This window comes from Nocardiopsis sp. RV163 (genome assembly GCF_001029525.1).
GTDB classification, from domain to species: domain Bacteria; phylum Actinomycetota; class Actinomycetes; order Streptosporangiales; family Streptosporangiaceae; genus Nocardiopsis; species Nocardiopsis dassonvillei.
The window spans coordinates 1-23,695 of sequence record NZ_LEKI01000045.1 but is presented as its reverse complement, the minus strand read 5'-3'; the positions used below and the strand labels follow the sequence as shown (position 1 = coordinate 23,695).

Below are 23,695 nucleotides of genomic sequence, written 5' to 3'. Positions count from 1 at the left end.
CATGACGCAGGTCAAGCGCATATCAGCCAGGGCCGTCCTCCTCGCCGCCGGAACGGCGGGCTTCGTCGCCCTCGGCGCCGGGGTCTCCGGCGCCGAGTCCCTCCCCTCGCCCGTCCACGAGGTCGCGCCCCTCATCGAGCGCGCCCTGGTGGAGGGTGTCGCCCCCACGATGAACAGCGTGGCGCCCGAGGGCGTCGGGCCGATCGCCGGGAGCGCCCTGAGCGAGCTCCAGGAGACCGCGCACAACCCCGAGAAGCCGGCTCCCGACCTGGCCGCGCCGCTGCCCGAGGGCCGGGACGTCCGGACCCCGCTGGGCGATGTGCCCAACCCGACCTCGGAGCTGGCCGACACCGTCTCCGGGGTCCAGGACGCCACCGGCCTGGACGGCGACCCCCACGACACCATCGGCCACGACGCCGGGCGCGCCCTGGAGCACGGCGGCCACCGTGCGGGCGAGGCGGTGGAGGAGACCGCGGTCACGGTGCTGCCGCACACCCTGGAGTCGGTCTACGGGCTGCGCGAGCAGGTGGACCTGCCCCGGGTCGGCCAGGTCGCCCAACTGCCGGACACCTCCCGTCTCCGCGACGCCGCCCCGCTGCCCGACACCTCCGACCTCTCCTCGGTGACCGGCGGCAACAGCCTGTCGCTGGACGGCGCCGAGGCGCCCGTCCTGGAGGAGGCCCTGGGTCTGGGCGGGTCCCCCACCGTGCGCCAGAGCGCGGCCGTGCCCCCCGTTCCGAACATGTGGGACATCGCCTACGTCTTCGGTCTGGAGACGCCGGGCGGCGTGCAGGACCTCATGGAGGCCACCCCCCTGACCGAGGACAACTACGTCAGCCTCGGCGAGGAGAGGGTGCTCGGCATGATCGGCCAGCGCAACCTCGACCAGCCCCTCACCACCGTCCACCAGTCGGCGCCCGCGTCGCCCGGTCTGGGAGACCTGACCGACGCCCTCGCGAGCGGCGCCGAGAACGGCGAACTCAGGCCCCTGAACGTTGAGGGCCCCCTGGCCGAGTCCGAGGTGCCCCGCCTGTCCGGCACCGGCGTGCCCGTGGTCGACGACGCGGTGGACTCCGTCGTGCCCCAGCTCGCCGACGCCGGGGTGCCCGGGGTCGCCGAGGGCGTCAACACCGAGACCGCCGAGGACCTGGTTGCCGCGCTGAGCCGCGGCACCGACCTGCTGAACGACGTGGACACCAGCGACCTGCTGTCCGTCGAGGGCGGCACCGCACCGCAGGAGACCCCCTCCGGCATGACGCAGCACCCGACCTTCATGGACCTGCCCGGTTCCGAGGCCCTTCCCGTCATCAGCTAGGGCGCCACCCCGCACAGTCGGCGGGCGCGGCGGCTCTCCCCCGCCGCGTCCGCCGGTCCCGGGGCGGTCCGCCGGGCACCTGAACGGAATCCCACCGCGACACCCGCGCGGTCTCCCCGCACGGCGGGACTGAGAGACACGGCGACGGCGCCGCCCCACCGGGCGGCGCCGTCGTCACGTCACCGGCACCACAATCGAGGTCACCCGTCTCCGGGTTCGCGCGGGGGTCGCGACACAGCAGCCGCCACAGGCCTGAGGGCGTCGTCGTGGTCGGGCCCCGTAGGGTTCTGCGCATGACCGAGATCGGGATCACCGCGGGGCTCGTCCGCGACCTGCTGCGCGACCAGCACCCGGACCTGGCCGAGCTGCCCCTGCGCGAGGTGGACGGCGGCTGGGGCAACCAGATGTGGCGCCTCGGGGACGAACTGGCCGTGCGGATCCAGCGCATGGACACCGACCCCGACGACCAGCTCAAGGAGCGCCGATGGCTGCCGCTGCTCGCCCCGCGCCTTCCGCTGCCCGTCCCCGTGCCTGTACGCGGAGGTGCCCCCTGCGAGCGGTTCCCCAAGATGTGGACGGTCATGACGTGGGTGCCGGGCCTGCCGCTGGACCGCGGGGTGATCACCCGCGGCGGGCAAGCGGCTGACACCCTGGCGGCGTTCCTGCGGGCGCTGCACGTGCCGGCGCCCGCCGACGCACCGGTCGACACGGGCCGGGGCGCGTTGACCCCCGGGGACCGCACGGAGGGCTTCGACCGGTTCCTCGGCTCCCTCGACGCCGACGCGATCGGCTCCGACGCCGCAGATGTCCGGGCCGTGTGGGACGACGCCGTCGCGGCCCCCGCGTGGGAGGGACCGCCGGTGTGGGTGCACGGCGACCTGCACCCCGCGAACGTCGTGGTCGCGGACGGGACGCTGGCGGGCGTCGTCGACTTCGGCGACCTGTTCGCCGGCGACCCGGCGGCGGACCTGGCGGCCGCCTGGGTACTGCTGCCGACTGGCGCGGCCGCACGCTTCTTCGCCGCGTACGCGGAGGCCGACGAGGCTACGGTCCGGCGCGCCCGTGGGCTGGCCGCGCTGAAGAGCCTCTTCCTGATGCTGATGGGCCGGAACGGGGACCGCGGCCTGCCCGGCGGCAAGCCGGCGTGGGGCCCGGCGGGGCGGGCGGCGCTCGACCGGGTCCTGGCCGAGCGTCCGACCCGGTTCCGCGAGTAGGCCGTCGGCGCGCTCGGACCGCGCGTTCAGCCGGATGCGCCGGGTGGTCGGCGGCTGCCCCCGAGCACAGCGAAACGGCGCCGCCCCACCGGGCGGCGCCGTCGTCGGCCCACGGGCTCCTCGGCCGCCGCGGGCGTCCCCGCAGGCACCCGCCGAAGGTCAGCCCGAGCGCTCGACCACGTAGTCGCACAGCGCTTCGAAGGCGTCCCTGGCCGGGCTCTCGGGCAGGGTCGCCAACTCGGCGCGCGCCTTGTCGGCCCAACCGCGCAGCGTGGCCTCGGCCTCGGCCATCGCCGGGTGCACCCGCAGCAGCGCCAACGCCTCCTCGGCCTCCCCGTCGTCCAGCGGGCGACCCAGCAGCGACTTGAGCCGCTCGTCCGCCGCGTCCCGGGAGCGCAGCGCGTAGAACATCGGCAGGGTCAGCACGCCCTCGCGCAGGTCGGTCCCCGGCGTCTTGCCCGAGTCCGTGCTCTCGCTCGCCACGTCCAGCAGGTCGTCGGCGAGCTGGAAGGCCATACCCAGCGCGTCGCACGCCCGCGTGACCGTCCCGATCGTCTCGGGGTCGACCTTGCCGAACATGCCGCCGAACTCCGCCGACGACGCGATCAGGGACGCCGTCTTGTCGCTGATCACCCGCAGGTAGTGGTCCAGGGGGTCGGTACCCTCCTGCGGACCGGAGGTCTCCAGGATCTGCCCCTGCACCAGGCGCCCGAACGTGGTCGCCTGGAGCCGGACCGCCTCGGTGCCCAGGTCGGCGAGCATCTCCGAGGCGCGGGCGAACACGTAGTCGCCGGTCAGGATGGCGACGCTGTTCCCCCAGCGCTGGTTGGCGCTGGGCTCTCCGCGCCGCAGCTCCGCCTCGTCCATGACGTCGTCGTGGTAGAGCGTGGCCACGTGGGTGAGCTCCACCACGGCCGCGGCCGGGATGAGGTCGGGCACGGACGGGTCGCCGAAGTGGGCGGCCAGCAGGACCAGGGTCGCGCGGAAGCGCTTGCCCCCGGCGGCCAGCAGGTGGGACGCGGCCTCGGTCAGCAGGGGGTCGCTAGACGAGACCGACTCCCGCAGCAGGTCCTCGACCTTCTCCAGGTTGACCTGGACCTCCCGGGCAAGGGCATCGTCGACTCTCGGCAGAGCGAGAAACCCGCTCGGGACAGCACCGCTCACCGTACAGCTCCACCTGTCGAACGGCACGGAGGTGACCCCGGGTGAGGGGCCACCGCGTGCTCAGCACATGAACATGATCCGACTTGCCACGGTATCCGACCCGGAATGAACAGCCAAAGCCACACCCGGGTACGGAACCGGCAGGTGACGAATCCCAGGTCAGACCAGGTAATTGGTCACTCTGCCGGTCACCCGCGGTCAGCGTTGGCGTCCGACCGGAACCCGGAGCCCGTACCCGCCGGTCACCGTGCGTTCACGGCCGCCGGTCACTCCGTGCCTCCGGCGCTTCCGGCCTGCGTCGACGCCTGTTCGACCATCACCGAGGTCGGGGCCTGGTCGGCGTCGGACGGGGGCAGCAGGTTGTCGAGCACCGCTCCCGGGTAGACGCCGAGCAGCAGCGTGGCGGCCACCCCGATCGCGATGACCCCGCCCGTGGCCGCTCCGGCGCGCACCACCGTGGGGCCCTCGCCCTCCGGGTCCCGGAAGAACATCACCACGATGATCCGCACGTAGAAGAACGCGGTCACCGCGCTGCTGAGCACACCCACCACGACCAGCGGGACGGCCCCGGCGGCGACCGCGGCCTCGAACACCGCGAACTTGCCGATGAAGCCGCTCGTGAGCGGGATTCCGGCGAACGCCAGCAGGAACAGCGCCAGCGCCCCGGCCAGCGCGGGCGAGCGGCGGCCCAGCCCCGCCCACCGGTCCAGGTCGCCCAGCTCCTGGCCGCCGTCCTTGGTCCGCACCAGCGTCACCACGGCGAACGCGCCCAGCGTGGTGAACCCGTAGGCCGCCAGGTAGAACATGGCGCCCGCGAGCCCGTCCGTGCTGCCCGCCACGACCGCTGTCAGGATGAACCCGGCGTGCACCACCGAGGAGTAGGCCAGCAGCCGCTTGACGTCGCGCTGGGTCACCGCGATGACCGCGGCCACGACCATCGTCAGGACGGCCACCGCCCACAGCATCGGCTCCCAGCTCTGGGCCGAGCCCCCGAAGGGCACGAAGAACACCCGCAGCAGGGCGCCGAACGCGGCGACCAGCGTGCAGGAGGCCATCAGCGCCGTGATCGGGGTCGGCGCGCCCTGGTACACGTCCGGCTTCCAGTTGTGGAAGGGCACCGCGCCGACCTTGAACAGCAGGCCGACCGCCACCAGGCCGATGCCCATGAGCAGCAGCGGCTCGCCGTCTCCGCCCTGGAAGACGTCCGCGCCGCCCGCCTCGACGGCCACGCGGATCTCGCCGAAGTTCACCGAGCCCGCGTAGCCGTAGACCATGGCGGCGCCGAACAGGAAGAACGCCGACGAGAACGCGCCCAGCAGGAAGTACTTGACCGCGGCCTCCTGCGAGAACAGTCGGCGGCGGCGGGCGAGCCCGCACAGCAGGTACAGCGGCAGGCTCATGACCTCCAGTGCGATGAACATCGTCAGGAAGTCGTTCGAGGCCGGGAACATCAGCATCCCCAGCACCGCGAACATCACCAGCGGGTACACCTCGGTGTGCTGGGAGCCCGCCAGGATGTGCGCCCGCTCCTCCTCGCTGCCGGGCACAGTCGCCGCCTGCGCGGCGAACGCGTCGCGCCCGTCGCGGCGCTCGGAGATCAGCAGCAGGCTCACCAGCGCGAGCACGGTGATGGTGCCCTGGAAGAAGATCACCGTCCGGTCCACCGCCAGCGCCCCGGCGCCGACCGTCACCCCGGGCGCGTCCTCGGGCAGCGAGCCCACCTGGATCACCAGCAGGACGAACGCGGCCAGCAGCGCGAGCGCCGCGAGCCCGATCTGGACGGGACGGCGCCGCCCCTGGGGGACGAACGCCTCGAACAGCACGCCCAGCACACCGGCGGCGAACACCGTGAGCAGCGGTGCGAGCAGCCACCAGTCCATCTGCGGCGCCGCCTCGGTGATGACGGGAAGGTCCATGTGGGGGATCACTCCGCGTCTCCTTCCTCTTCCTGGGCGCCCGCGGCGCCCCCGGTCCCGCTGTCAGGGCCCGCGCCGACCTCCACGGTGCGCTCCACCGCGGGGTTGATCACGTCCAGCACCGGCTGCGGGTACAGGCCGAGCAGGAGGATGAGCGCGAGCAGCGGGGCCACCGCCCACGTCTCCCGCGCCGACAGGTCGCGCAGGCCGGTCAGGTCCTCCCGGGTGGGTCCGTTCATGGTGCGCTGGTACATCCACAGGATGTAGAGCGCGGCCAGGACCACGCCGACCGCCGCGACGATCGCGGGTGCCGGGCTGAACGCGTACACGCCGACGAACACCAGGAACTCGCTGACGAACGGCGCCAGACCGGGCAGCGCCAGACCGGCCAGGCCGGTCACCAGGAACACCCCGGCCAGCTTGGGCGCGATCCGCTGCACGCCGCCGTAGTCGCTGATGAGCGCGGAGCCGCGGCGGGCGATCAGGAAGCCCACGACCAGGAACAGCGCCCCGGTGGCGAACCCGTGGTTGACCATGTACAGGGCGGCCCCGGCCTGCCCCTGCGCGGTCAGGGCGAAGATGCCCAGGGTGATGAAGCCGAAGTGGGAGACCGACGTGTAGGCCACCAGGCGCATCATGTCGTTCTGTCCGATGGCCAGGATCGCACCGTAGATGATGCTCACCAGGCTCAGAGCCACCACCGGCCACACGAACCAGGACACGGCCGCCGGGAAGAGTTCCAGGCAGTAGCGCAGCATCCCGTAGGTGCCGACCTTGTCCAGCACGCCCACCAGCAGCACGGCGGTGCCCGGGCGCGAGGCGCCCGCCGCCGAGGGCAGCCAGGTGTGCACGGGCCACATCGGCGCCTTGATCGCGAAGGCGATGAAGAAGCCGAGGAACAGCCAGCGGGCCGTGGCCGGGTCCACGGCGGCCAGGGCGCTGCCCTCGCCGACCAGGTCGCTCCACAGGAAGGTGCCGCCGACGACGTACACGCCGATCACCGCGACCAGCATGACCAGGCCGCCGGCGAGGCTGTAGAGCAGGAACTTGACCGCGGCCCCGGACCGGTCGTCGCCGCGCCCGTAGCGCCCGATCATGAAGTAGACCGGGATGAGCATGGCCTCGAAGAACACGTAGAACAGGAAGACGTCGGTGGCGGCGAAGACGCCGATCATCATCGCTTCCAGGACCAGGATGAGCGCGAAGTACCCGCGCCCCCCGTCCTCGCGGTCGTCGTGCTCGCGCCAGGCGGCCAGGGCCACCAGCGGCACCAGCACGGCCGACATCAGGACCAGCGCCAGGGCGATGCCGTCCACGCCCACGGCGTAGCTGACGCCGAAGCGCGGGATCCAGGGGTAGACCTCCTCGAACTGGAGGTCTCCCGCCCGGGAGGTGTCGAACTGCAGGGCCATGGCCCCGAGCACGAGCAGGGTGGCGAGCGAGAAGCCCAGCGTGATCCGCTTGGCGGTCTCGGCCGGTGCCCCGCCCTTGGCCGCGGCGGCGGGCCGCACGGCCGTCGCCGCGGCGGTGGCGCCTCCGGAGGAGGCGGTGGCGGACGAGGCGGCCGAGGCCGCGGCCGTCCGCTCCGTGGCGGCCTTGGCGGTGCGCGGCAGCGCCCAGACCAGGACCGCGCCGACCGCGGGGAGCGCGATCGCGATGGTGAGCCAGGGGATCATGTCAGAACCTCACAGCCAGCGTCGCGGCGACGATGACGGCGCCGAAGAGCATGGTGAGCGCGTACGTGCGGGCGAACCCGGTCTGGACCCGGCCCAACCCGCTGGAGGAGTCGCGCACCCCGGCCCCGAGCCCGTTGACCGCTCCGTCGATGACCTTGTCCTCGATGACGAGCAGGGCCCGGGTGAGCTGCTGGCCGGGCCGCATGAGCAGGCCCTCGTTGATCTCGTTGCCGTACAGCTCGCGGCTGGCGGCGACGGTGACGGGGTTGCCCCGGGGCGCGGTGCGCTCCACGGGCCTGCGCAGGTAGACCGCCCAGGCGGCGGCCACGCCCAGGACCATGACGCCCAGGGCGGCCAGTCCGTAGGGCGCCGTGAACGCGTGCACGACGTCGAAGTGGTGCGGGTGGGCCCCGGTGGCCGGGGTCAGGAAGCCCGCGAACCTGTCGCCGAGCGTGAGGAAGGCGCCCAGCGCGACCGACCCGACGGCGAGCACCACCATGGGGGCGGTCATGCTGACCGGCGACTCGTGCGGGTGCACGCCCTCGTCCCACCGCTTCTCGCCGAGGAAGGTCATGAAGACCATCCGCGACATGTAGAAGGCGGTGAGCCCCGCGCCGACGATGACGGCGGTCCCGAGAACCGCGCCCTGTGTGCCGCCCACGCCGAAGGCCGCGGAGATGATGCTCTCCTTGGTCCACCAGCCCGACAGCAGCGGGAAGCCGATGATGGCCAGGTAGCCGAGGCCGAAGGTGGCGAAGGTGACCGGCATGACCCGGGCCAGGCCGCCGTAGCGGCGCATGTCCACGCCGTCGTTCATGGCGTGCATGACCGATCCGGCGCCCAGGAACAGCCCGGCCTTGAAGAAGCCGTGCGTGATCAGGTGGGCGATGGCGGCCACGTAGCCGACCGGGCCGAGCCCGGCGGCCAGGACCATCATGCCGATCTGGCTCATCGTGGACCCGGCCAGGGACTTCTTGATGTCGTCCTTGGCCGAGGCGATGATCCCGCCCGCCAGCATGGTGGCGGCGCCCACGACGGTGACCGCGGTCTGGGCGGCCGGGGCGCCCTCGAAGACGGGTCCGGCGCGCACGATGAGGTACACGCCCGCGGTGACCATGGTGGCCGCGTGGATGAGCGCGGACACCGGGGTCGGGCCCTCCATGGCGTCGAGCAGCCACGCCTGGAGCGGTAGCTGCGCGGACTTGCCGCAGGCGCCCAGGAGCAGCAGCAGCCCGACGGCGAGCAGCACGCCGTCGCTCGCGCCGGGGACGGCGGCGAACACGTCGCTGAAGCTGACCGCGCCCAGCACCGTGAACATGATCATGATCGCGATGAGCAGGCCCATGTCGCCGACGCGGTTGATGATGAACGCCTTCTTGGCGGCCACCGCGGCGGAGGGCTTGTACTGCCAGAACCCGATGAGCAGGTAGGACGCCAGGCCCACGCCCTCCCAGCCGAGGAAGAGCAGCACGAAGTTGTCCGCGAGCACCAGCACGAGCATGGCGGCCACGAACAGGTTGAGGTAGGCGAAGAAGCGCCGCCTGCCCGGGTCCTCGGCCATGTAGCCGATGGAGTAGATGTGGATGAGCGACCCCACGAAGGTGATCAGCAGGACGAAGCTGATCGAGAGGGGGTCGACGAGCAGGTCCACCCCGGCGGAGAACTCTCCGACGGAGAACCACTCGTAGACGGGGACGGAGACGCTGCGGGCGTCGGCCGCCCTGCCGAGCAGGTCGAACAGGACGAGCAGCGCCCAGGCGAAGGAGGCGACCGGCAGGGCCGTGGCCAGCCAGTGCCCCCACTTGTCGGTGCGCCTGCCGCCGAGCAGCAGGACCGCCGCGCCCGCGAGGGGCAGGGCGATGAGCAGCCATGCGCCCGACAGCACCGCGCTGTCGGCCGCGGTCGCCACCACGGGTTCGGCGGCGAGGTACGCGTGAGATGTCACAGCCACGTCGCCTTCTAGTGCTTGAGCAGGTTGGCGTCGTCAAGCGACGCCGACCTGCGGGTTCGGAAGATCTGCATGATGATCGCGAGGCCCACGACCACCTCGGCGGCGGCGACGACCATCACGAAGAAGGCGATGACCTGCCCCTCGATGTCCCCGTGCATCCGGGCGAACGCGACGAACGCCAGGTTGCAGGCGTTGAGCATCAGCTCCACGCACATGAAGACGATGATCGCGTTGCGCCGGACCAGGACGCCGACGGCGCCGATGGTGAACAGCAGCGCCGCGAGGACGATGTAGTTCATCGGGTCCACGAGGACTCGACCTCCTGCCCGTTGCCGTTGCCGTCGCGCGGCCCGTCCGCGTCGTCGGGGCCCGCGGCCCGGGCGCCGCCCTCGTCGGCGTCGTCCCCGGCCGCGGCCCGCGTTCCGTTCGCCACCCGGTTCCCGGGCGCCTGCGCGGCGGGCCGGGCCCGGTCGTCGGCTACAGGCTCGGCCGTCTTGGAGCCGGCCGAGTCCGAGGCCCCGCCGGGCAGCGGGGCCTGGCCGGCGCGCACGGTCTCGGGCACCTGGGACTGGTACTCGGGGGCGCGGGCGGCCAGGACCGGGTTGAGCGAGAGCTGGGAGACCGTGCCGTCCGGCAGCAGCGCGGGCATGTCGATCGCGTTGTGCCGGGCGTAGGTGCCCGGTCCCGGCAGCGGGGTCGGGTGGTCGCCGCGGATGCGGTCCTCGGCGATCTCCCGCTGGGTGCGGCGCTTCTTGGTGCGGGCGGTGTGCGCCAGGACCATCGCGCCCAGGACCGCGGTGATGAGCAGCGCGCCGGTGGCCTCGAAGGCGATCACGTAGCGCAGGAGCAGCTCGCCCGCGATCCACGGGATGGTGCCCCCGGCCGCCGCGGCGCCCTCGGTGAGGCCTGCCGGGTCGCCCACGGCGATGCGGGTGGTGCCCGTGGCCAGGGCTCCGACGAAGCACAGGGCGACGACGGCCGTCATGAGGCGCTGTCCGCTGATCGTCTCCACCAGGGAGTCTGCCGAGCTGACGCCGATGAGCATCAGCACGAACAGGAACAGCATGAGGACGGCGCCGGTGTAGACGACGATCTGCACGACCATGAGGAAGGGCGCCGCGTTGATGCCGTAGAAGATCGCCAGGCCGACCATGGTCAGCGCCATGGACATCGCCGAGTGCACGGCCTTGCGGGAGAAGACCACGCCCAGTGCGCCCAGGAGGACCACGGCGCCCAGGATCCAGAACGCGGTCGCCTCGCCGCCGCCGATCGGCGCGGCCAGGTGCAGCGGCTGGCCGAGCGGCACAGGAGGATTGGTGAGCGGGTTCAACGGACCGCCTCCGGAGTCTCGGGCGCCTCGTGCCCGTCCTGCGAGCCGTGCTGGCCCCGCCCGGTGGCGTAGTAGTCCTGCTCGGTCTCGCCCAGGCGCATGGGGTGGGGCGGCTGCTCCATGCCCTCGCGCAGCGGGGCCAGAAGCTGCTCCTTGGTCCAGATAAGGCTCTGCCTGCTGTCGTCGGCCAGCTCGTACTCGTTGGTCATCGTCAGGGCGCGCGTGGGGCAGGCCTCCACGCACAGCCCGCACAGGATGCACCGCAGGTAGTTGATCTGGTAGACCCGGCCGTAGCGCTCGCCGGGCGAGTACCTGTCGTCGTCGGTGTTGTCACCGGCCTCCACGTAGATGGCGTCGGCCGGACAGGCCCAGGCGCACAGTTCGCACCCGATGCACTTCTCCAGGCCGTCGGCCCACCTGTTCAACTGGTGCCGTCCGTGGAAGCGCGGCGCCGTGGGGCGCTTGACCTCCGGGTACTCGACGGTCGGCACCTTCTTGAACATCGTGTGGAAGGTGACACCGAAACCCTTGACGGGGTTGAGCCACTCAAGCACCGGTAACCTCCTCACCCTTCTTGTTGCGGTCGGCGGCGGCCGGGGCCGTCCGCGGCGGTTCGGCGAGCACGCTGCTGCCGTAGTGCGGTGCGGCGCCCGGCGGAACCGGGAAGCCGCCGAAGGCGGGCTCCCGGTGCGCCCGGCGGGCGTTCTCCGCGCGCTGGCGGGCCTCCTCGGCGCGCTCGCGGCGCACGTGGCGCAGCCAGGCGGCGAAGGCGGCCGCGGTCGCGGCGGTGAAGCCGGCGATCACCGCGCCGACGACCAGCGGGGAGGCGCCGTCCAGGACGAGCATCCGCACGACGGCGACGGCGGTGATCCAGACGAGCTGGATCGGGATGAGCACCTTCCAGCCCAGCTTCATGAGCTGGTCGTAGCGCACCCGGGGCAGGCTGCCGCGCGCCCAGATGAACAGGAACATCACGCAGACGAACTTGAGCAGCCACCAGAGGGCGGGCCACCAGCCCTCGTTGGCGCCCGGCAGGATCGCCGCGATCCCGGGCGGGGCGAGCCAGCCGCCGAGGAAGAGCGTGACGGACACGGCGGCGACCGTGCACATGTTCACGTACTCCGCGAGGAAGAACATCGTGAACTTCATGGACCCGTACTCGGTCATGAAGCCGCCGACGATCTCGCCCTCGCCCTCGGCGAGGTCGAAGGGCAGCCGGTTGGTCTCGCCGACCATCGTCACCAGGTAGATGAGGAAGGACGGCAGGAGCAGCACGGCGAACCACAGTCCGCGCTGGGATTCGACGATCCCCGAGGTGGTCAGGGTCCCCGACATGATGAAGACCGCGACGAAGGACAGGCCCATCGCGATCTCGTAGCTGATCACCTGCGCGGAGGCGCGCAGGCCGCCGAGCAGGGCGTAGGGCGACTGGGAGGCCCAGCCGCCGAGCACGAACCCGTAGACCCCCAGCGCGGCGGTGGCCAGGACCACCAGTGCCGCGACGGGCAGGTCGGTGAGCTGGAGCGGGGTGATGACCCCGAACAGGTTCACCTCGGGCCCGATCGGGATGACCGAGAAGGCGATGAAGGCGGGCACGGCCGCGATCATCGGCGCGGCGATGTAGACGAAACGGTCCACCCCGCGCGGGATCAGGTCCTCCTTCAGGGAGAGCTTGATGCCGTCGAAGAGCGACTGGAGCAGGCCGAAGGGGCCCATCCGGTTGGGTCCGTGGCGCTGCTGCATCCGGCCCATGACCTTGCGGTCGGCCATGATCATCATCAGCACGCAGAGCATGAGGAAGACGAAGATCGCCAGCGCCTTGATGGTGGTGATCCACCACGGATCGCCGCCGAAGGCGCTCAGCGTCTCCTCGGAGGCCAGGTGGGCGGTCACGCCCTGGCCGAGAGCGGCGGGGGTCACTGCTGCCTCCCGTGGGTGCTGGCGGACCCGTTGCTACCGGCTCCGGTGGTGGTGGACGCGGACAGCAGGACGGCCTGCCCGGCGCCTCCGCCCAGGTCGCGGGGCACGTCGCAACCGTCGGCGTTGGCCGGGAGCCAGACGACGCGGTCGGCGATGTCGGTGACGATGACCGGTACGGTCACCGACCCGCGGGCGCCGGTGACGTGCAGGGTTCCGCCGTCGGGGACGCCGATCTCCTTGGCCGTGGCCGGGGACAGGTAGGCGCGCGCCTGCCGGGCGGTCCCGGCGAGGTAGGGCTCGCCGTCCTCCATGCGGCCGGTGCCGAGGAGCTGCCGCCAGGTGGACAGCAGGGCCTGGCCGGGTTCGGGCCGCACGACCCCGACGGGGCGCACGCGGGGCCCGTCCGCGCGCTCGCCGGTCCACAGGCCCAGCTCCATCAGCTCGCCGTAGGCGGACGCGGCGTCGGGCAGGCCCAGGTGCACGTCCATCTGGTCGGCGATCGCGGAGAGCACCCGCAGGTCCGACAGCGCTCCGGGCACCCTGAGCGCGTCCCCGAAGGGCCGGTGGCGGCCCTCCCAGTTGACGAAGGTGCCGGACTTCTCCGCGACGGCGGCCACCGGCAGCACCACGTCGGCGCGGTCGGTGACGTCGCTGGCGCGCAGTTCGAGGCTGACGACGAACGGCACCCGGGCCAGGGCCGCGCGGGCGGCGTCGGGGTCGGGCAGGTCGTCCAGCTCCACCCCGGCGACGACCAGGGCGTCCAGCTCACCGGCGGCGGCCGCCGCGAGGATGGCGGCGGTGTCGCGGCCGGGGGTCTCGGGCAGGGAGCCCACGTTCCAGACCTGGGCGACCTCGGCTCGGGCGGAGGGGTCGGCGACCGGTCGGCCTCCGGGCAGCAGGCCCGGCAGCGCCCCGGCGTCCACGGCCCCGCGCTCCCCGGCGCGGCGCGGCACCCACACCAGGCGGGCGCCGGTCCGCTCGGCCAGGGCCGCGGCGGCGGTCAGTGCGCCCGGCACGGCGGCCAGGCGCTCGCCCGCCATGATGACCGCGCCCTCCCGGTTCAGGGCGGCGACGACCTCGGGGTCGTCGGTGTCCAGGGCGTTGAGGACGCGGGCCTCGTCGCCGGGGACGGCCCGGACCAGGGTTCCGTGGGTCTTGGTCAGGCCCAGGCTGGCGTGGGAGCCGACCGAGTAGACCTTGAGGCCGCGCTTGCGCACGCCCTTGCGCAGCCGCAGGAAGACCAGGGGGGACTCGTCCTCGGGCTCGAATCCGGCCAGCAGGACCGCGGGCGCCTTCTCCAGGGCGGTGAAGTCCACCCCGACCGGGGTCCCCGCCACGTGGGCGGCCAGGAAGTCGGCCTCCTCGGGCGAGTGCGCGCGGGCGCGGGCGTCCACGTCGTTGGTGCGCAGGGCCACGCGGGCGAACTTGGCGTAGGCGTAGGCGTCCTCGTAGGTGAGGCGGCCCCCGGTGAGCACGCCGACCCGGCCGCGCGCGGCGGCCAGTCCCCGGGCGGCGACGCCGATGGCCTCGGACCAGGAGGCGAATTCCAGGGCCCGGGACTCCCCGTCGCGCACCAGCGGGCGCGACAGGCGGTCGGACTGGGTGGTGTAGCTGAACGCCCACCGGCCCTTGTCGCAGTTCCACTCCTCGTTGACCCGGGGGTCGTCCCCGGCCAGGCGGCGCATGACCTTGCCGCGCCGGTGGTCGGTGCGCTGGGCGCACCCGTCGGCGCAGTGCTCGCACACGCTGGGCGTGGACACCAGGTCGAAGGGGCGCGACCGGAACCGGTAGGCGGAGCCGGTGAGCGCGCCGACCGGGCAGATCTGCACGGTGTTGCCGGAGAAGTAGGACTGGAAGGGCTCGCCCTCGGCGATGCCGACCTGCTCGTCGGCGCCGCGCTCCATCAGCTCGATGAGCGGGTCGCCCGCGATCTGCGCGGCGAAGCGGGTGCAGCGGGCGCACTGCACGCAGCGCTCCCGGTCCAGCAGCACCTCGGTGGACAGCGCGATCGGCTTGGGGAAGGTCCGCTTGACGTCGACGAAGCGGGTCTCGCCCTGCCCGGTGGACATGGCCTGGTTCTGGAGGGGGCACTCGCCGCCCTTGTCGCAGACCGGGCAGTCCAGCGGGTGGTTGATGAGCAGGAACTCCATGATCCCGCGCTGGGCCTTCTCCGCCACCGGGGAGGTCAGGTGGGTGTTGACCACCATCCCCTCCATGACGGTGATGGTGCAGGAGGCCTGCGGCTTGGGCATGCCGCGCCCGTTGCCCATGTCGGGGATCTCGACCAGGCACTGGCGGCAGGCCCCTACCGGGTCCAGCAGCGGGTGGTCGCAGAACCTCGGGATCTGGATGCCGAGGAGTTCGGCGGCCCGGATGAGCAGGGTCCCCTTGGGCACCTGGACCTGGAACCCGTCGATGGTGACGGTGACGAGGTCCTCGGGCGGCGGTGCGGGCGCGGCTCCGCCGGAGGAGTTGGAGGTGACGGTCACTGCTGTCCTCCCGTCGTGGTCGGCCGGTCGCCCCAGAGGGTGGCCCGGGAGTGGTCGAAGGGGCAGCCGCCCTGTTCCACGTGGTCGATGTACTCCTGGCGGAAGTACTTGATCGAGGAGGTCACCGGGCTGGTCGCGCCGTCGCCGAGGGCGCAGAAGGAGCGGCCGAGCAGGTTGTCGCAGATGTCCAGGAGCTTGTCGAGGTCGGCCTCGGTGCCCTGCCCGTTCTCCAGCCGGTCCAGGACCTGGACCATCCAGAAGTTGCCCTCGCGGCAGGGCGTGCACTTGCCGCAGGACTCGTGCGCGTAGAAGGCGATCCAGCGGCCGACGGCCTTCACCACGCAGGTCGTCTCGTCGAAGATCTGGAGGGCGCGGGTGCCGAGCATGGACCCGGCTGCGCCCACCGACTCGAAGTCGAGCGGGGTGTCCAGGTGCTCGTCGGTGAAGATCGGCGTGGAGGAGCCGCCGGGCGTCCAGAACTTGAGCCGGTGCCCGGGCCGCATCCCGCCGGACATGTCGAGCAGCTCGCGCAGGGTCACGCCCAGCGGGGCCTCGTACTGGCCGGGGTTGGCCACGTGCCCGGACAGGGAGAAGAAGCCGAACCCGGCGGACTTCTCGGTGCCCATGGACGTGAACCAGTCGGCGCCGTTGGCCACGATGCTCGGCACGCTGGCGATGGACTCGACGTTGTTGACCACGGTCGGCGAGGCGTAGAGCCCGGCGACCGCGGGGAAGGGCGGCTTGAGCCGGGGCTGGCCCCGGTAGCCCTCCAGGGAGTCCAGCAGCGCGGTCTCCTCGCCGCAGATGTAGGCGCCCGCCCCGGCGTGGACGACGACGTCGAGGTCGAAGCCGGTGCCCAGGACGTCCCTGCCGAGCAGTCCGGCCTCGTAGGCCTCGGCGACGGCCCGGCGCAGGCGCCGGATGACGTGCAGGACCTCGCCGCGCACGTAGATGAAGGCCTGGCTGGACTTGATCGCGTACGCGGCGATCGCCACCCCCTCCACCAGCACGTGCGGGTTGGCGAGCATGAGCGGGATGTCCTTGCAGGTGCCCGGCTCGGACTCGTCGGCGTTGACGACGAGGTAGCGCGGGTTGGGGTTGTCCGCGGGCAGGAAGCCCCACTTCATCCCGGTGGGGAACCCGGCGCCGCCGCGGCCGCGCAGGCCGGACTTCTTGACCAGGTCCACGATGGCGTCGGGCTCCATGGCCAGCGCCTTGCGCAGCGCGCCGTAGCCGCCGGTGGCCCGGTAGCCCTCCAGGGTGAAGGAGTCGGGGCGGTCCCAGTCGCGCGACAGGATCGGGGTCAGGGTGGTCACTTGGCGTCCTCCTCACCCTGCTCGCGGGGCGGAAGGTCGTCGGGGTCCGGAGCGGTCCAGCCGCGTTCCCGGGCCAGTCTCAGTCCGGCCAGGGAGGGGGCGGCGGCCTGGACGCCCTCGCCCGCGCGGCCGTCCTCGAACCCGGCCAGCACCCGGGAGGCCTGCTTCCAGGTGCACAGGCCGGCGGGGCCGCGCGTGGGCGCGACGTCCCGGCCAAGGCGCAGGTCGTCCACGAGCCGCTTGGCCGTGTCGGGGGTCTGGTTGTCGAAGAACTCCCAGTTGACCATCACGACCGGCGCGAAGTCGCAGGCCGCGTTGCACTCGACGTGCTCCAGCGTGACCTTGCCGTCCTCGGTGGTCTCGTTGTTGCCGACCCCCAGGTGGTCCTTGAGGGTCTGGAAGATCTCGTCGCCGCCCATCACCGCGCACAGGGTGTTGGTGCACACGCCCACCTGGTAGTCGCCGCCGGGGCGGCGTCGGTACATGGTGTAGAACGTGGCGACCGCGTTGACCTCGGCGAGGGTGATGCCGAGCTGGTCGGCGCAGAAGCGCATCCCGGCCTTGCTGACGTGCCCCTCCTCGGCCTGCACCAGGTGCAGCAGCGGCAGCAGCGCCGAGCGCGGCCGCGGGTAGCGGCCGATGATCTCCTTGGCCTCGGGCTCCAGCCGCGCGGTGGTCTCGGCGGCGAAGGCCTCGCGGGGCTCGGCCGTCGCCGCGGTCTCGGTGGTCTCGTGCTCGCTCACCGGTCCACGCCTCCCATCACGGGGTCGATACTGGCCACGGCCGCGATGACGTCCGCCACCGTTCCCCCCTCGCACATGGCCGCGACGGCCTGCAGGTGGGTGAACGAGGGGTCGCGGAAGTGCACGCGGTGGGGGCGGGTGCTCCCGTCGCTGACCGCGTAGCAGCCGAGTTCGCCCTTGGCGCTCTCGACGGCCGCGTACGCCTGGCCCGCCGGGACCCGGAAGCCCTCGGTGACCAGCTTGAAGTGGTGGATGAGCGCCTCCATGGAACCGCTCATGATGTGCGCGATGTGGTCGGGCGAGTTGCCCAGGCCGTCGGGCCCCAGCGCCAGCTTGGCGGGCCAGCCGATCTTGGCGTCCTGGATCATCACCGGGCCGGGCTGGAGCTTGTCCAGGCACTGCTCGATGATCTTCAGGCTCTCCTCCATCTCGGCCATGCGCACCCGGTAGCGGGCGTAGACGTCGCCGCCGTCGGAGACGGGGACGTCGAACTCGTAGTCCTCGTAGCCGCAGTAGGGCTTGGCCTTGCGCAGGTCCCAGGCCAGGCCGGAGGCCCGCAGCAGCGGGCCGGTGACGCCGAGCGCCATGCAGCCGGGCAGGTTGAGGTGGGCCACGTCCCGGGTGCGGGCGAGGTAGACGGGGTTCTCGTCCAGGAGCTTGCGCATGACGGCGATGCGCTTGGGCATCTCCTTGAGCAGCTCGCGGACCTTGCCGGTCGCGCCGGGCGGCAGGTCCTGGGCGACGCCGCCGGGGCGGATGTAGGCGTGGTTCATCCTCAGGCCGGTGACCAGCTCGAAGATGTCCAGGATCATCTCGCGCTCACGGAAGCCGTTGGTCATGACCGTGGTCGCGCCCAGCTCCATGCCGAAGGTCGCCATCGCCACGAAGTGCGAGGCCATCCGGTTGAGCTCCATCATCATCACGCGGATGACGCTGGCCCGGTCGGGGACGCGGTCCTGGATGCCGAGCAGCTTCTCGACCGCCAGGCAGTACGCCGCCTCGTTGAACAGCGGCGTCAGGTAGTCCATGCGGGTCACGAACGTGGTGCCCTGCGTCCACGTCCGGTACTCCATGTTCTTCTCGATACCGGTGTGCAGGTAGCCGATGCCGACGCGCGCCTCGGTGCAGGTCTCGCCGTCGAGGGTGAGGATGAGCCGGAGGACGCCGTGCGTGGAGGGGTGCTGGGGTCCCATGTTGACGACGAGGCGTTCGGCGCTGGTGGCCTGCGCCTTCTCGATGACGTCGTCCCAGTCCCCGCCGGAGGCGTCGATGTAGTCCTCGGTGATGGTCATGCCGGGCCTCCCTCTGTGACGGAGTGCGTGGGGTTGGCGGGGCTCACTTGTAGGACCTCCGCTCGTCCGGCGGGGGCACGGTGGCTCCCCGGTACTCGACCGGGATGCCGCCCAGCGGGTAGTCCTTGCGCTGGGGGTGGCCGTGCCAGTCGTCGGGCATCTGGATGCGGGTCAGCGCCGGGTGGCCGTCGAAGACGATCCCGAAGAAGTCCCAGGCCTCGCGCTCGTGCCAGTCGTTGGTCGGGTAGACCGACACGATCGAGGGCACGTGCGGGTCGGCGTCGGGGCAGGTGGTGGCGACGCGGATCTCGCTGTTGTGGGTGATCGACCGGAAGTGGTAGACCGCTTGCAGCTCCCGGCCGGTGTCGTCGGGGAAGTGCACGCCCGTCACGCCCGTGCACAGCTCGTAGCGCAGGGCGGGTTCGTCGCGCAGCAGGCGGACCAGCCTCGGCAGCGCCTCGCGGCGGGTGTGGAAGGTCAGTTCGCCGCGGGCCGCCTCGACCCGCTCGACCGCTCCGGCGTCCTCTCCCAGGGCGGCCTCCAGGTCGTCGGCCACCCGGTCGAAGTCGGCGGTGCGCGGGTCCTCGGGGTCGGTGAAGGGGCGCTGGCTGCGCGCGGGAGCACTCCCCCTCACCTGCAGGCGGCCGAAGCCGGAGGTGTCGCCGGTGGTCGTGGCGCCGAACATCCCGGTGCGCCGGACCGGAGCGGCCAACCGCTCGCGGCCCAGCTTGTCGGGGAGGTTGGCCGCTTCCTCGTCGCGTTCGCGTTCGTTCTCGGTGCTCATGTCAGTCCTTGCTCACCAGCGGCAGCGAACGGCGGAGCATCCGCTCCTCGTTCTCGGTGATCTCCTGCTCCCGGTGGGCGCCGAGCTTGGTGTTCTGCACCTTGTCGTGCAGCTTGAGCACGGCGTCCAGGAGCATCTCCGGCCGCGGCGGGCAGCCGGGCAGGTACATGTCCACGGGGACGACGTGGTCCACGCCCTGGACGATCGCGTAGTTGTTGAACATGCCGCCGCTGGAGGCGCACACGCCCATCGCGATGACCCACTTGGGCTCGGGCATCTGGTCGTAGATCTGGCGCAGGACGGGGGCCATCTTCTGGCTCACCCGCCCGGCGACGATCATCAGGTCGGCCTGGCGCGGGGTGGCGCCGAACTTCTCCATGCCGAACCGCGCCAGGTCGTAGTGCGGGCCGCCGACGGACATCATCTCGATGGCGCAGCAGGCCAGGCCGAACGTGGCGGGCCACATGGAGCTCTTGCGGGCCAGGCCCACGACCTGCTCGACGGTCGTGAGCATGATGCCGCTGGGCAGTTTCTCCTCTAGTCCCATCAGACGTCCTCCTCCGGGCTGGGCTGCTGGGTGTGGTCTGCGGTCAGCGCTTTGCCGCTGTGGTTCGCGTTCGGGCGCCGGCGGGGTTCCGGAGGTCTCGGAGCGCCTGTGCGGGGAACGGGGACCGTCGAGCAGCGGAGCGGAGGCCCGAGGAGAGGGCTGTTCAGTCCCATTCGAGGCCTCCTCGGCGCCACTCGTAGGCGTAGGCGATGGAGACGTTCACCAGGAAGAGGACGATCGCGACCAGTCCGAACCAGCCCAGGGCGTCGAAGTGCACGGCCCAGGGGATGAGGAAGATGATCTCGATGTCGAAGACGATGAACATCATGGCCGTCATGTAGTACTTGACGGTGAATCGGCCGCCGCCCGCGGGCTGCGGCGTGGGCTCGATGCCGCACTCGTAGGCCTGCATCTTGGCGCGGTTGTAGCGCTTGGGCCCCAGGACCGCACCGGCGACCATCGACACCACGACGAACGCGGCGCCGATCCCGCCGAGCACGAAGATCGGTGTGTACAGCTCCACGCTCACCCTCCTCCTGGCTGCTGGGCACGCCCGCGCGGCGTGCCGGGAGCGCTTGTGATTGCTTTCACTTGTGCGGGCTCATCTCCGGTCGTCCCGTGTGTCCTGTTGTGGAGCCGGGCTCGACCGCCCAGCATCTTCAGCACGAACTTCATGAGGGTGCGCTGGCGCAGGCCGTACCTGGTCGCGTACTTCATGAACTCGGGCTGGCCGATGACCTTCACGAAGTAGCGGCCGAGCGTGTAGTAGCCGCCGTAGGTGTCGGCGAGCACGTCCGGGTAGCGCAGCAGGGCCCGCTCCCGGGTCTGCTGGGTGGGTCTTCCGTGCGCCTGCACGATCACGTCGGCGGCGATGTTCCCGGCCTCCATGGCGTAGGCGATGCCCTCGCCGTTGAAGGGGTTGACCATGCCGCCCGCGTCGCCGACGAGCATGAGGCCGCGGGAGTAGTGCGGCACCCGGTTGAAGCCCATGGGCAGCGCGGCGCCGCGGATGGCGCCCTTCTGGTTGTCCTCGGTGAAGCCCCACTCCTCGGGCATGGACTCGGTCCAGCGGCGCAGGAGCTTGCGGTAGTCCATGTCCTGGAAGGACGAGGTGGAGTTGAGGATGCCCAGACCGACGTTGCTGGTGCCGTCGCCGACGCCGAAGACCCAGCCGTAGCCGGGCAGGAGGACGTCCTTGTCGCCGCTGCGGTCCCACAGCTCCAGCCACGACTCCAGGTAGTCGTCCTCGTGGCGGGGGCTCTCGAAGTAGGTGCGCACGGCCACGCCCATGGGGCGGTCGTCGCGCTTGCGGATGCCCATGGCCACGGACAGCCGGGAGGAGTTGCCGTCGGCGGCCACGACCAGCGGCGCCCGGAAGGTGACGGGCTCGCGGTCGGCGTTCTTGGCCCGGACGCCGACGATGCGGTTGCTGCGCTCGTCCATGAGGGGGCCGGTGACGGTGGTGCGCTCCAGGAGCTTGGCCCCGGCGGCCACCGCGCGGTCGACCACGATCTGGTCGAAGTCGTAACGGGTGCGCACGAGGCCGAAACCCGGGTAGGCGGCCAGGTCGGGCCAGGGCAGCTCCAGGCGGACGCCCGCGCCGATGATGCGCAGGCCGTGGTTCTTCATCCACCCCGGGTCGTCGAAGGTGACCCCCATGGCGGTGAGCTGCTTGACCGCGCGGGGGGTGAGTCCGTCTCCGCAGACCTTCTCCCTCGGGAAGGAGGTCTTCTCCAGGAGCAGGACGTCCAGTCCTGCCTGGGCAAGGTAGTAGGCGGTGGTGGAGCCGGAGGGACCTGCGCCGACCACGATCACGTCGGCGTCGTACTCGGTCCGCTCCCGGCCTCGGGGAGAGGAGGTGGCTGTCTCGCTCACGGGTGGGTCCTCGACTGCTCGCGCGGATGCACCGTGGCGGGCCTGCCTGCGGGATGGACCCGCTCACGGGGGGAGTTGTATGGGTGCTGTGGAGAGTCCGTTATGTCCGACATAGAGGCATGTGTCCTATACCTCCTAGACTTGTGAAGCACTTCACAAGCCCTTTTCGGCAGTCTAGACCCTCCCGCAGCCAGAGGCGAGTCCCAGGGGGGTATTCAGACGGCCTGCTATCAAAGGGGATATAGGCCCCAGAAGGCTTCACACGCCTCGAACGCCGTCACGCTCCGCGAGAGCCCCAGTTCAGAATGGTGACCACCGCCTCAGGGACCGCACGGGCAACACGAAAATCCCGAGGAGCGGGGTGCTCCTCGGGATTACGAGATTTTTACGCCCGGTGTGCTTCGGCCGCGCGGTGTCCGCGGGGCGGGCTCGCGGTGGGGCCGCCCGCGGTCCGCGGTGTCGGCCCGCCGCGGTTTCGGTGGCCGGGCCCCCGCTCCGGTGGTCCTACTCGTCGCGGAAGCCCCGGTGCAGGGCGACGATCCCCGTCGACAGGTTGCGCCAGGCCACCCGCGACCAGCCCGCGTCCTGGAGGCGGCGGGCCAGCTCGGGCTGCTTGGGCCAGGCCATGATCGACTCGGACAGGTAGTCGTAGGAGTCGCCGCTGCCGGACACCGCGCCCGCGATCTTGGGCAGGGCGCCCATGAGGTAGGTGGAGTAGAGCCGGTCCACGAACTCCACCGGGATGTGGCTGAACTCGCAGATGACCATCCGTCCGCCGACCTTGGTGACGCGCCGCAGCTCGCGCAGCGCCCGGTCCACGTCGTTGACGTTGCGCAGGCCGAAGGAGATCGTGACCGCGTCGAAGGTCTCGTCGGCGAAGGGCAGGTGCAGGGCGTCGCCCGCCACGAAGGTCACGCCGCCCCGGGAGGCCCCTCCGCGCCGCCGCACTCCCGCGCGGAGCATACCGAGGGAGAAGTCGCAGGCCACAACGCGGGCGCCCTTCCTGATGAAGGACTCCGAGGAGGTGCCCGTGCCCGCCGCCAGGTCCAGGACGAGTTCGCCGCTGTAGGCGTCGACCGCGTTGACCGCGGCCTTGCGCCAGATGCGGTCCTGGCCCAGCGAGATGACGTCGTTGACGAGGTCGTACCTGTCGGCGATGCCGTCGAACATCGCCGCGACGTCTTGGGGCTTCTTGTCGAGTTTGGCGCGGGTCATGGGCACAAGACTAAGGGGGCGGCCCGAGCGCCCCGACCCCGCGGGCCCGTACGAAGCGGAATCGCCGCCGTGAAGCGGACAACCCCTGGCCGGAACGACTGTCCGCGCGCGAGAATAAGGTGTGCGCGAGGTTTCCCGAACCACCGAGGGCATTCGGACGTCACAAGGAACGGACACGGCCCGGCCGAGAGGGGGAGTACGTGAAGTTCGACCTGGTGGAGCCGAGCGAGGAGCAGGCCGTCCTCGACGAGGACACCGGTGAGGACGCCGCACGCGGCGCCCACCCCGGACTCGTCACGGCGTCCGCGCGGATGCGCTCCCGGCTCCGGGGCGACCTCGCCGCCCTGCACGCCTCCCTGGGCATGCTCAACGAGCAGATCCAGGCCGTCCAGCGCCGGGAGGGGTCCGCGCCCGCGGACGCGGCACCGCCCGCCAACTTCCGCGCGGGCGCCTTCTCGCGCCCCGGCGCCTCCTGAAGCCCCCGAGAGCTCCGAGAGCCCCTGAGAGGAGAGTGTCCGCATGACCGGGTGGAACATCCAGCCCGCCGAGGTGGGCGCCGTGCTGACCAGCGTCGCCGGATACATCGGCGAGGAGGGCGGCGACGACGGCCTCGTCGGCGCCATGACCTCCGCCGAGAGCCTGATCACGGCGATCAACGAGGAGGCGGGGAGCACGCCCGTCAGCGTCGCGCTCGGCGAGTTCGCCGAGCACAACTTCGGTCTCATGGGCGACATGGCCGGACTGGCCGTGAGCGCCGTGACCGGGGCCAGCGAGGCCACCACGCACTACTTCAACGGCAACCTGGACATGGCCGCCGAGGCGCAGGAGAACGCGGGCGTGGTCCCCGAGCCCGAGCCGCCCCGGCAGTACGGGCCCCACGCGCCCGTGTAGCGGGCTCCGCTCCGGCCTCGGCGGTGCCGCGTCCGGCCACTCCCCCGACCACGATCC

Annotated in this window: 21 protein-coding genes; 4 read left to right on the top strand and 17 right to left on the bottom strand. The window is 71.8% G+C overall.

Features of this window, described 5'->3' with window-relative positions; translation table 11 throughout:
- The first annotated feature begins 1 nt into the window (after position 1).
- Together ABD54_RS10850 and ABD54_RS10845 are read left to right on the top strand one after the other, a co-directional pair.
- Positions 2 to 1,315: a hypothetical protein gene (locus ABD54_RS10850; protein ID WP_047869323.1), complete on the top strand. Its 1,314-nt coding sequence runs from the start codon at positions 2 to 4 to the stop codon at positions 1,313 to 1,315.
- A gap of 293 nt (positions 1,316 to 1,608) precedes the next feature.
- Positions 1,609 to 2,529 (top strand): phosphotransferase, encoded by a 921-nt coding sequence (locus tag ABD54_RS10845; protein WP_047869322.1) that lies wholly within the window; start codon positions 1,609 to 1,611, stop codon positions 2,527 to 2,529.
- A 159-nt stretch (positions 2,530 to 2,688) separates the two neighbouring features.
- Here the strand turns inward: ABD54_RS10845 and ABD54_RS10840 are convergent, their stop codons facing one another.
- The 17 genes from ABD54_RS10840 to ABD54_RS10760 form a co-directional block, all read right to left on the bottom strand.
- A complete protein-coding gene (locus tag ABD54_RS10840) occupies positions 2,689 to 3,693 on the bottom strand; it encodes a polyprenyl synthetase family protein (protein WP_047869321.1) in 1,005 nt (334 codons plus the stop codon).
- Positions 3,694 to 3,959: 266 nt separating this feature from the next.
- Positions 3,960 to 5,621, bottom strand: coding sequence for an NADH-quinone oxidoreductase subunit NuoN (gene nuoN / locus ABD54_RS10835; protein ID WP_082166772.1), 1,662 nt, complete (start codon positions 5,619 to 5,621; stop codon positions 3,960 to 3,962).
- Positions 5,618 to 7,285 carry an NADH-quinone oxidoreductase subunit M gene (locus ABD54_RS10830; RefSeq protein WP_047869320.1) on the bottom strand — a complete coding sequence of 556 codons (1,668 nt, stop codon included), beginning with the start codon at positions 7,283 to 7,285 and terminating at the stop codon, positions 5,618 to 5,620. Before ABD54_RS10830 ends, nuoN begins: the two co-directional genes overlap by 4 nt.
- A 1-nt stretch (position 7,286) precedes the next feature.
- Positions 7,287 to 9,230, bottom strand: a complete 1,944-nt coding sequence (gene nuoL / locus ABD54_RS10825) for an NADH-quinone oxidoreductase subunit L (RefSeq protein WP_047869319.1) — start codon at positions 9,228 to 9,230, stop codon at positions 7,287 to 7,289.
- 14 nt (positions 9,231 to 9,244) lie between these two features.
- Entirely contained in the window at positions 9,245 to 9,544 is a 300-nt protein-coding gene (nuoK, locus tag ABD54_RS10820; RefSeq protein WP_013156051.1) for an NADH-quinone oxidoreductase subunit NuoK, read from the bottom strand.
- Positions 9,532 to 10,542, bottom strand: a complete 1,011-nt coding sequence (locus ABD54_RS10815) for an NADH-quinone oxidoreductase subunit J (protein ID WP_235432030.1) — start codon at positions 10,540 to 10,542, stop codon at positions 9,532 to 9,534. The genes nuoK and ABD54_RS10815 overlap by 13 nt, the downstream gene beginning before the upstream one ends.
- A gap of 20 nt (positions 10,543 to 10,562) precedes the next feature.
- A complete protein-coding gene (gene nuoI / locus ABD54_RS10810; protein WP_013156049.1) occupies positions 10,563 to 11,120 on the bottom strand; it encodes an NADH-quinone oxidoreductase subunit NuoI in 558 nt (185 codons plus the stop codon).
- Positions 11,113 to 12,486: an NADH-quinone oxidoreductase subunit NuoH gene (gene nuoH, locus ABD54_RS10805; RefSeq protein ID WP_047869317.1), complete on the bottom strand. Its 1,374-nt coding sequence runs from the start codon at positions 12,484 to 12,486 to the stop codon at positions 11,113 to 11,115. The genes nuoI and nuoH overlap by 8 nt, the downstream gene beginning before the upstream one ends.
- Positions 12,483 to 14,975 carry an NADH-quinone oxidoreductase subunit G gene (locus ABD54_RS10800; RefSeq protein ID WP_047869316.1) on the bottom strand — a complete coding sequence of 831 codons (2,493 nt, stop codon included), beginning with the start codon at positions 14,973 to 14,975 and terminating at the stop codon, positions 12,483 to 12,485. The genes nuoH and ABD54_RS10800 overlap by 4 nt, the downstream gene beginning before the upstream one ends.
- Entirely contained in the window at positions 14,972 to 16,291 is a 1,320-nt protein-coding gene (nuoF, locus tag ABD54_RS10795) for an NADH-quinone oxidoreductase subunit NuoF (protein WP_047869315.1), read from the bottom strand. Before nuoF ends, ABD54_RS10800 begins: the two co-directional genes overlap by 4 nt.
- Positions 16,288 to 17,034, bottom strand: a complete 747-nt coding sequence (gene nuoE, locus ABD54_RS10790) for an NADH-quinone oxidoreductase subunit NuoE (protein WP_047869314.1) — start codon at positions 17,032 to 17,034, stop codon at positions 16,288 to 16,290. The genes nuoF and nuoE overlap by 4 nt, the downstream gene beginning before the upstream one ends.
- The gene (locus tag ABD54_RS10785) at positions 17,031 to 18,326 is read right to left on the bottom strand and encodes an NADH-quinone oxidoreductase subunit D (protein ID WP_047869313.1); all 1,296 of its coding nucleotides are present in this window, start codon (positions 18,324 to 18,326) and stop codon (positions 17,031 to 17,033) included. Before ABD54_RS10785 ends, nuoE begins: the two co-directional genes overlap by 4 nt.
- A gap of 43 nt (positions 18,327 to 18,369) precedes the next feature.
- A complete protein-coding gene (locus ABD54_RS10780) occupies positions 18,370 to 19,110 on the bottom strand; it encodes an NADH-quinone oxidoreductase subunit C (protein ID WP_047869312.1) in 741 nt (246 codons plus the stop codon).
- Between the two features lies 1 nt (position 19,111).
- Positions 19,112 to 19,657 (bottom strand): NADH-quinone oxidoreductase subunit B family protein, encoded by a 546-nt coding sequence (locus ABD54_RS10775; RefSeq protein ID WP_013156042.1) that lies wholly within the window; start codon positions 19,655 to 19,657, stop codon positions 19,112 to 19,114.
- Between the two features lie 163 nt (positions 19,658 to 19,820).
- Positions 19,821 to 20,180, bottom strand: coding sequence for an NADH-quinone oxidoreductase subunit A (locus ABD54_RS10770; RefSeq protein ID WP_026114451.1), 360 nt, complete (start codon positions 20,178 to 20,180; stop codon positions 19,821 to 19,823).
- A gap of 2 nt (positions 20,181 to 20,182) precedes the next feature.
- Positions 20,183 to 21,532 carry a geranylgeranyl reductase family protein gene (locus tag ABD54_RS10765; protein WP_235432029.1) on the bottom strand — a complete coding sequence of 450 codons (1,350 nt, stop codon included), beginning with the start codon at positions 21,530 to 21,532 and terminating at the stop codon, positions 20,183 to 20,185.
- Between the two features lie 504 nt (positions 21,533 to 22,036).
- Positions 22,037 to 22,747, bottom strand: a complete 711-nt coding sequence (locus ABD54_RS10760) for a demethylmenaquinone methyltransferase (RefSeq protein WP_047869311.1) — start codon at positions 22,745 to 22,747, stop codon at positions 22,037 to 22,039.
- A 200-nt stretch (positions 22,748 to 22,947) separates the two neighbouring features.
- Between ABD54_RS10760 and ABD54_RS10755 the strand changes: the two genes are divergently transcribed.
- Positions 22,948 to 23,223, top strand: a complete 276-nt coding sequence (locus ABD54_RS10755; protein WP_047869310.1) for a hypothetical protein — start codon at positions 22,948 to 22,950, stop codon at positions 23,221 to 23,223.
- Positions 23,224 to 23,266: 43 nt separating this feature from the next.
- Positions 23,267 to 23,638 carry a DUF6507 family protein gene (locus tag ABD54_RS10750; protein WP_047869309.1) on the top strand — a complete coding sequence of 124 codons (372 nt, stop codon included), beginning with the start codon at positions 23,267 to 23,269 and terminating at the stop codon, positions 23,636 to 23,638.
- Positions 23,639 to 23,695: the final 57 nt, after the last annotated feature.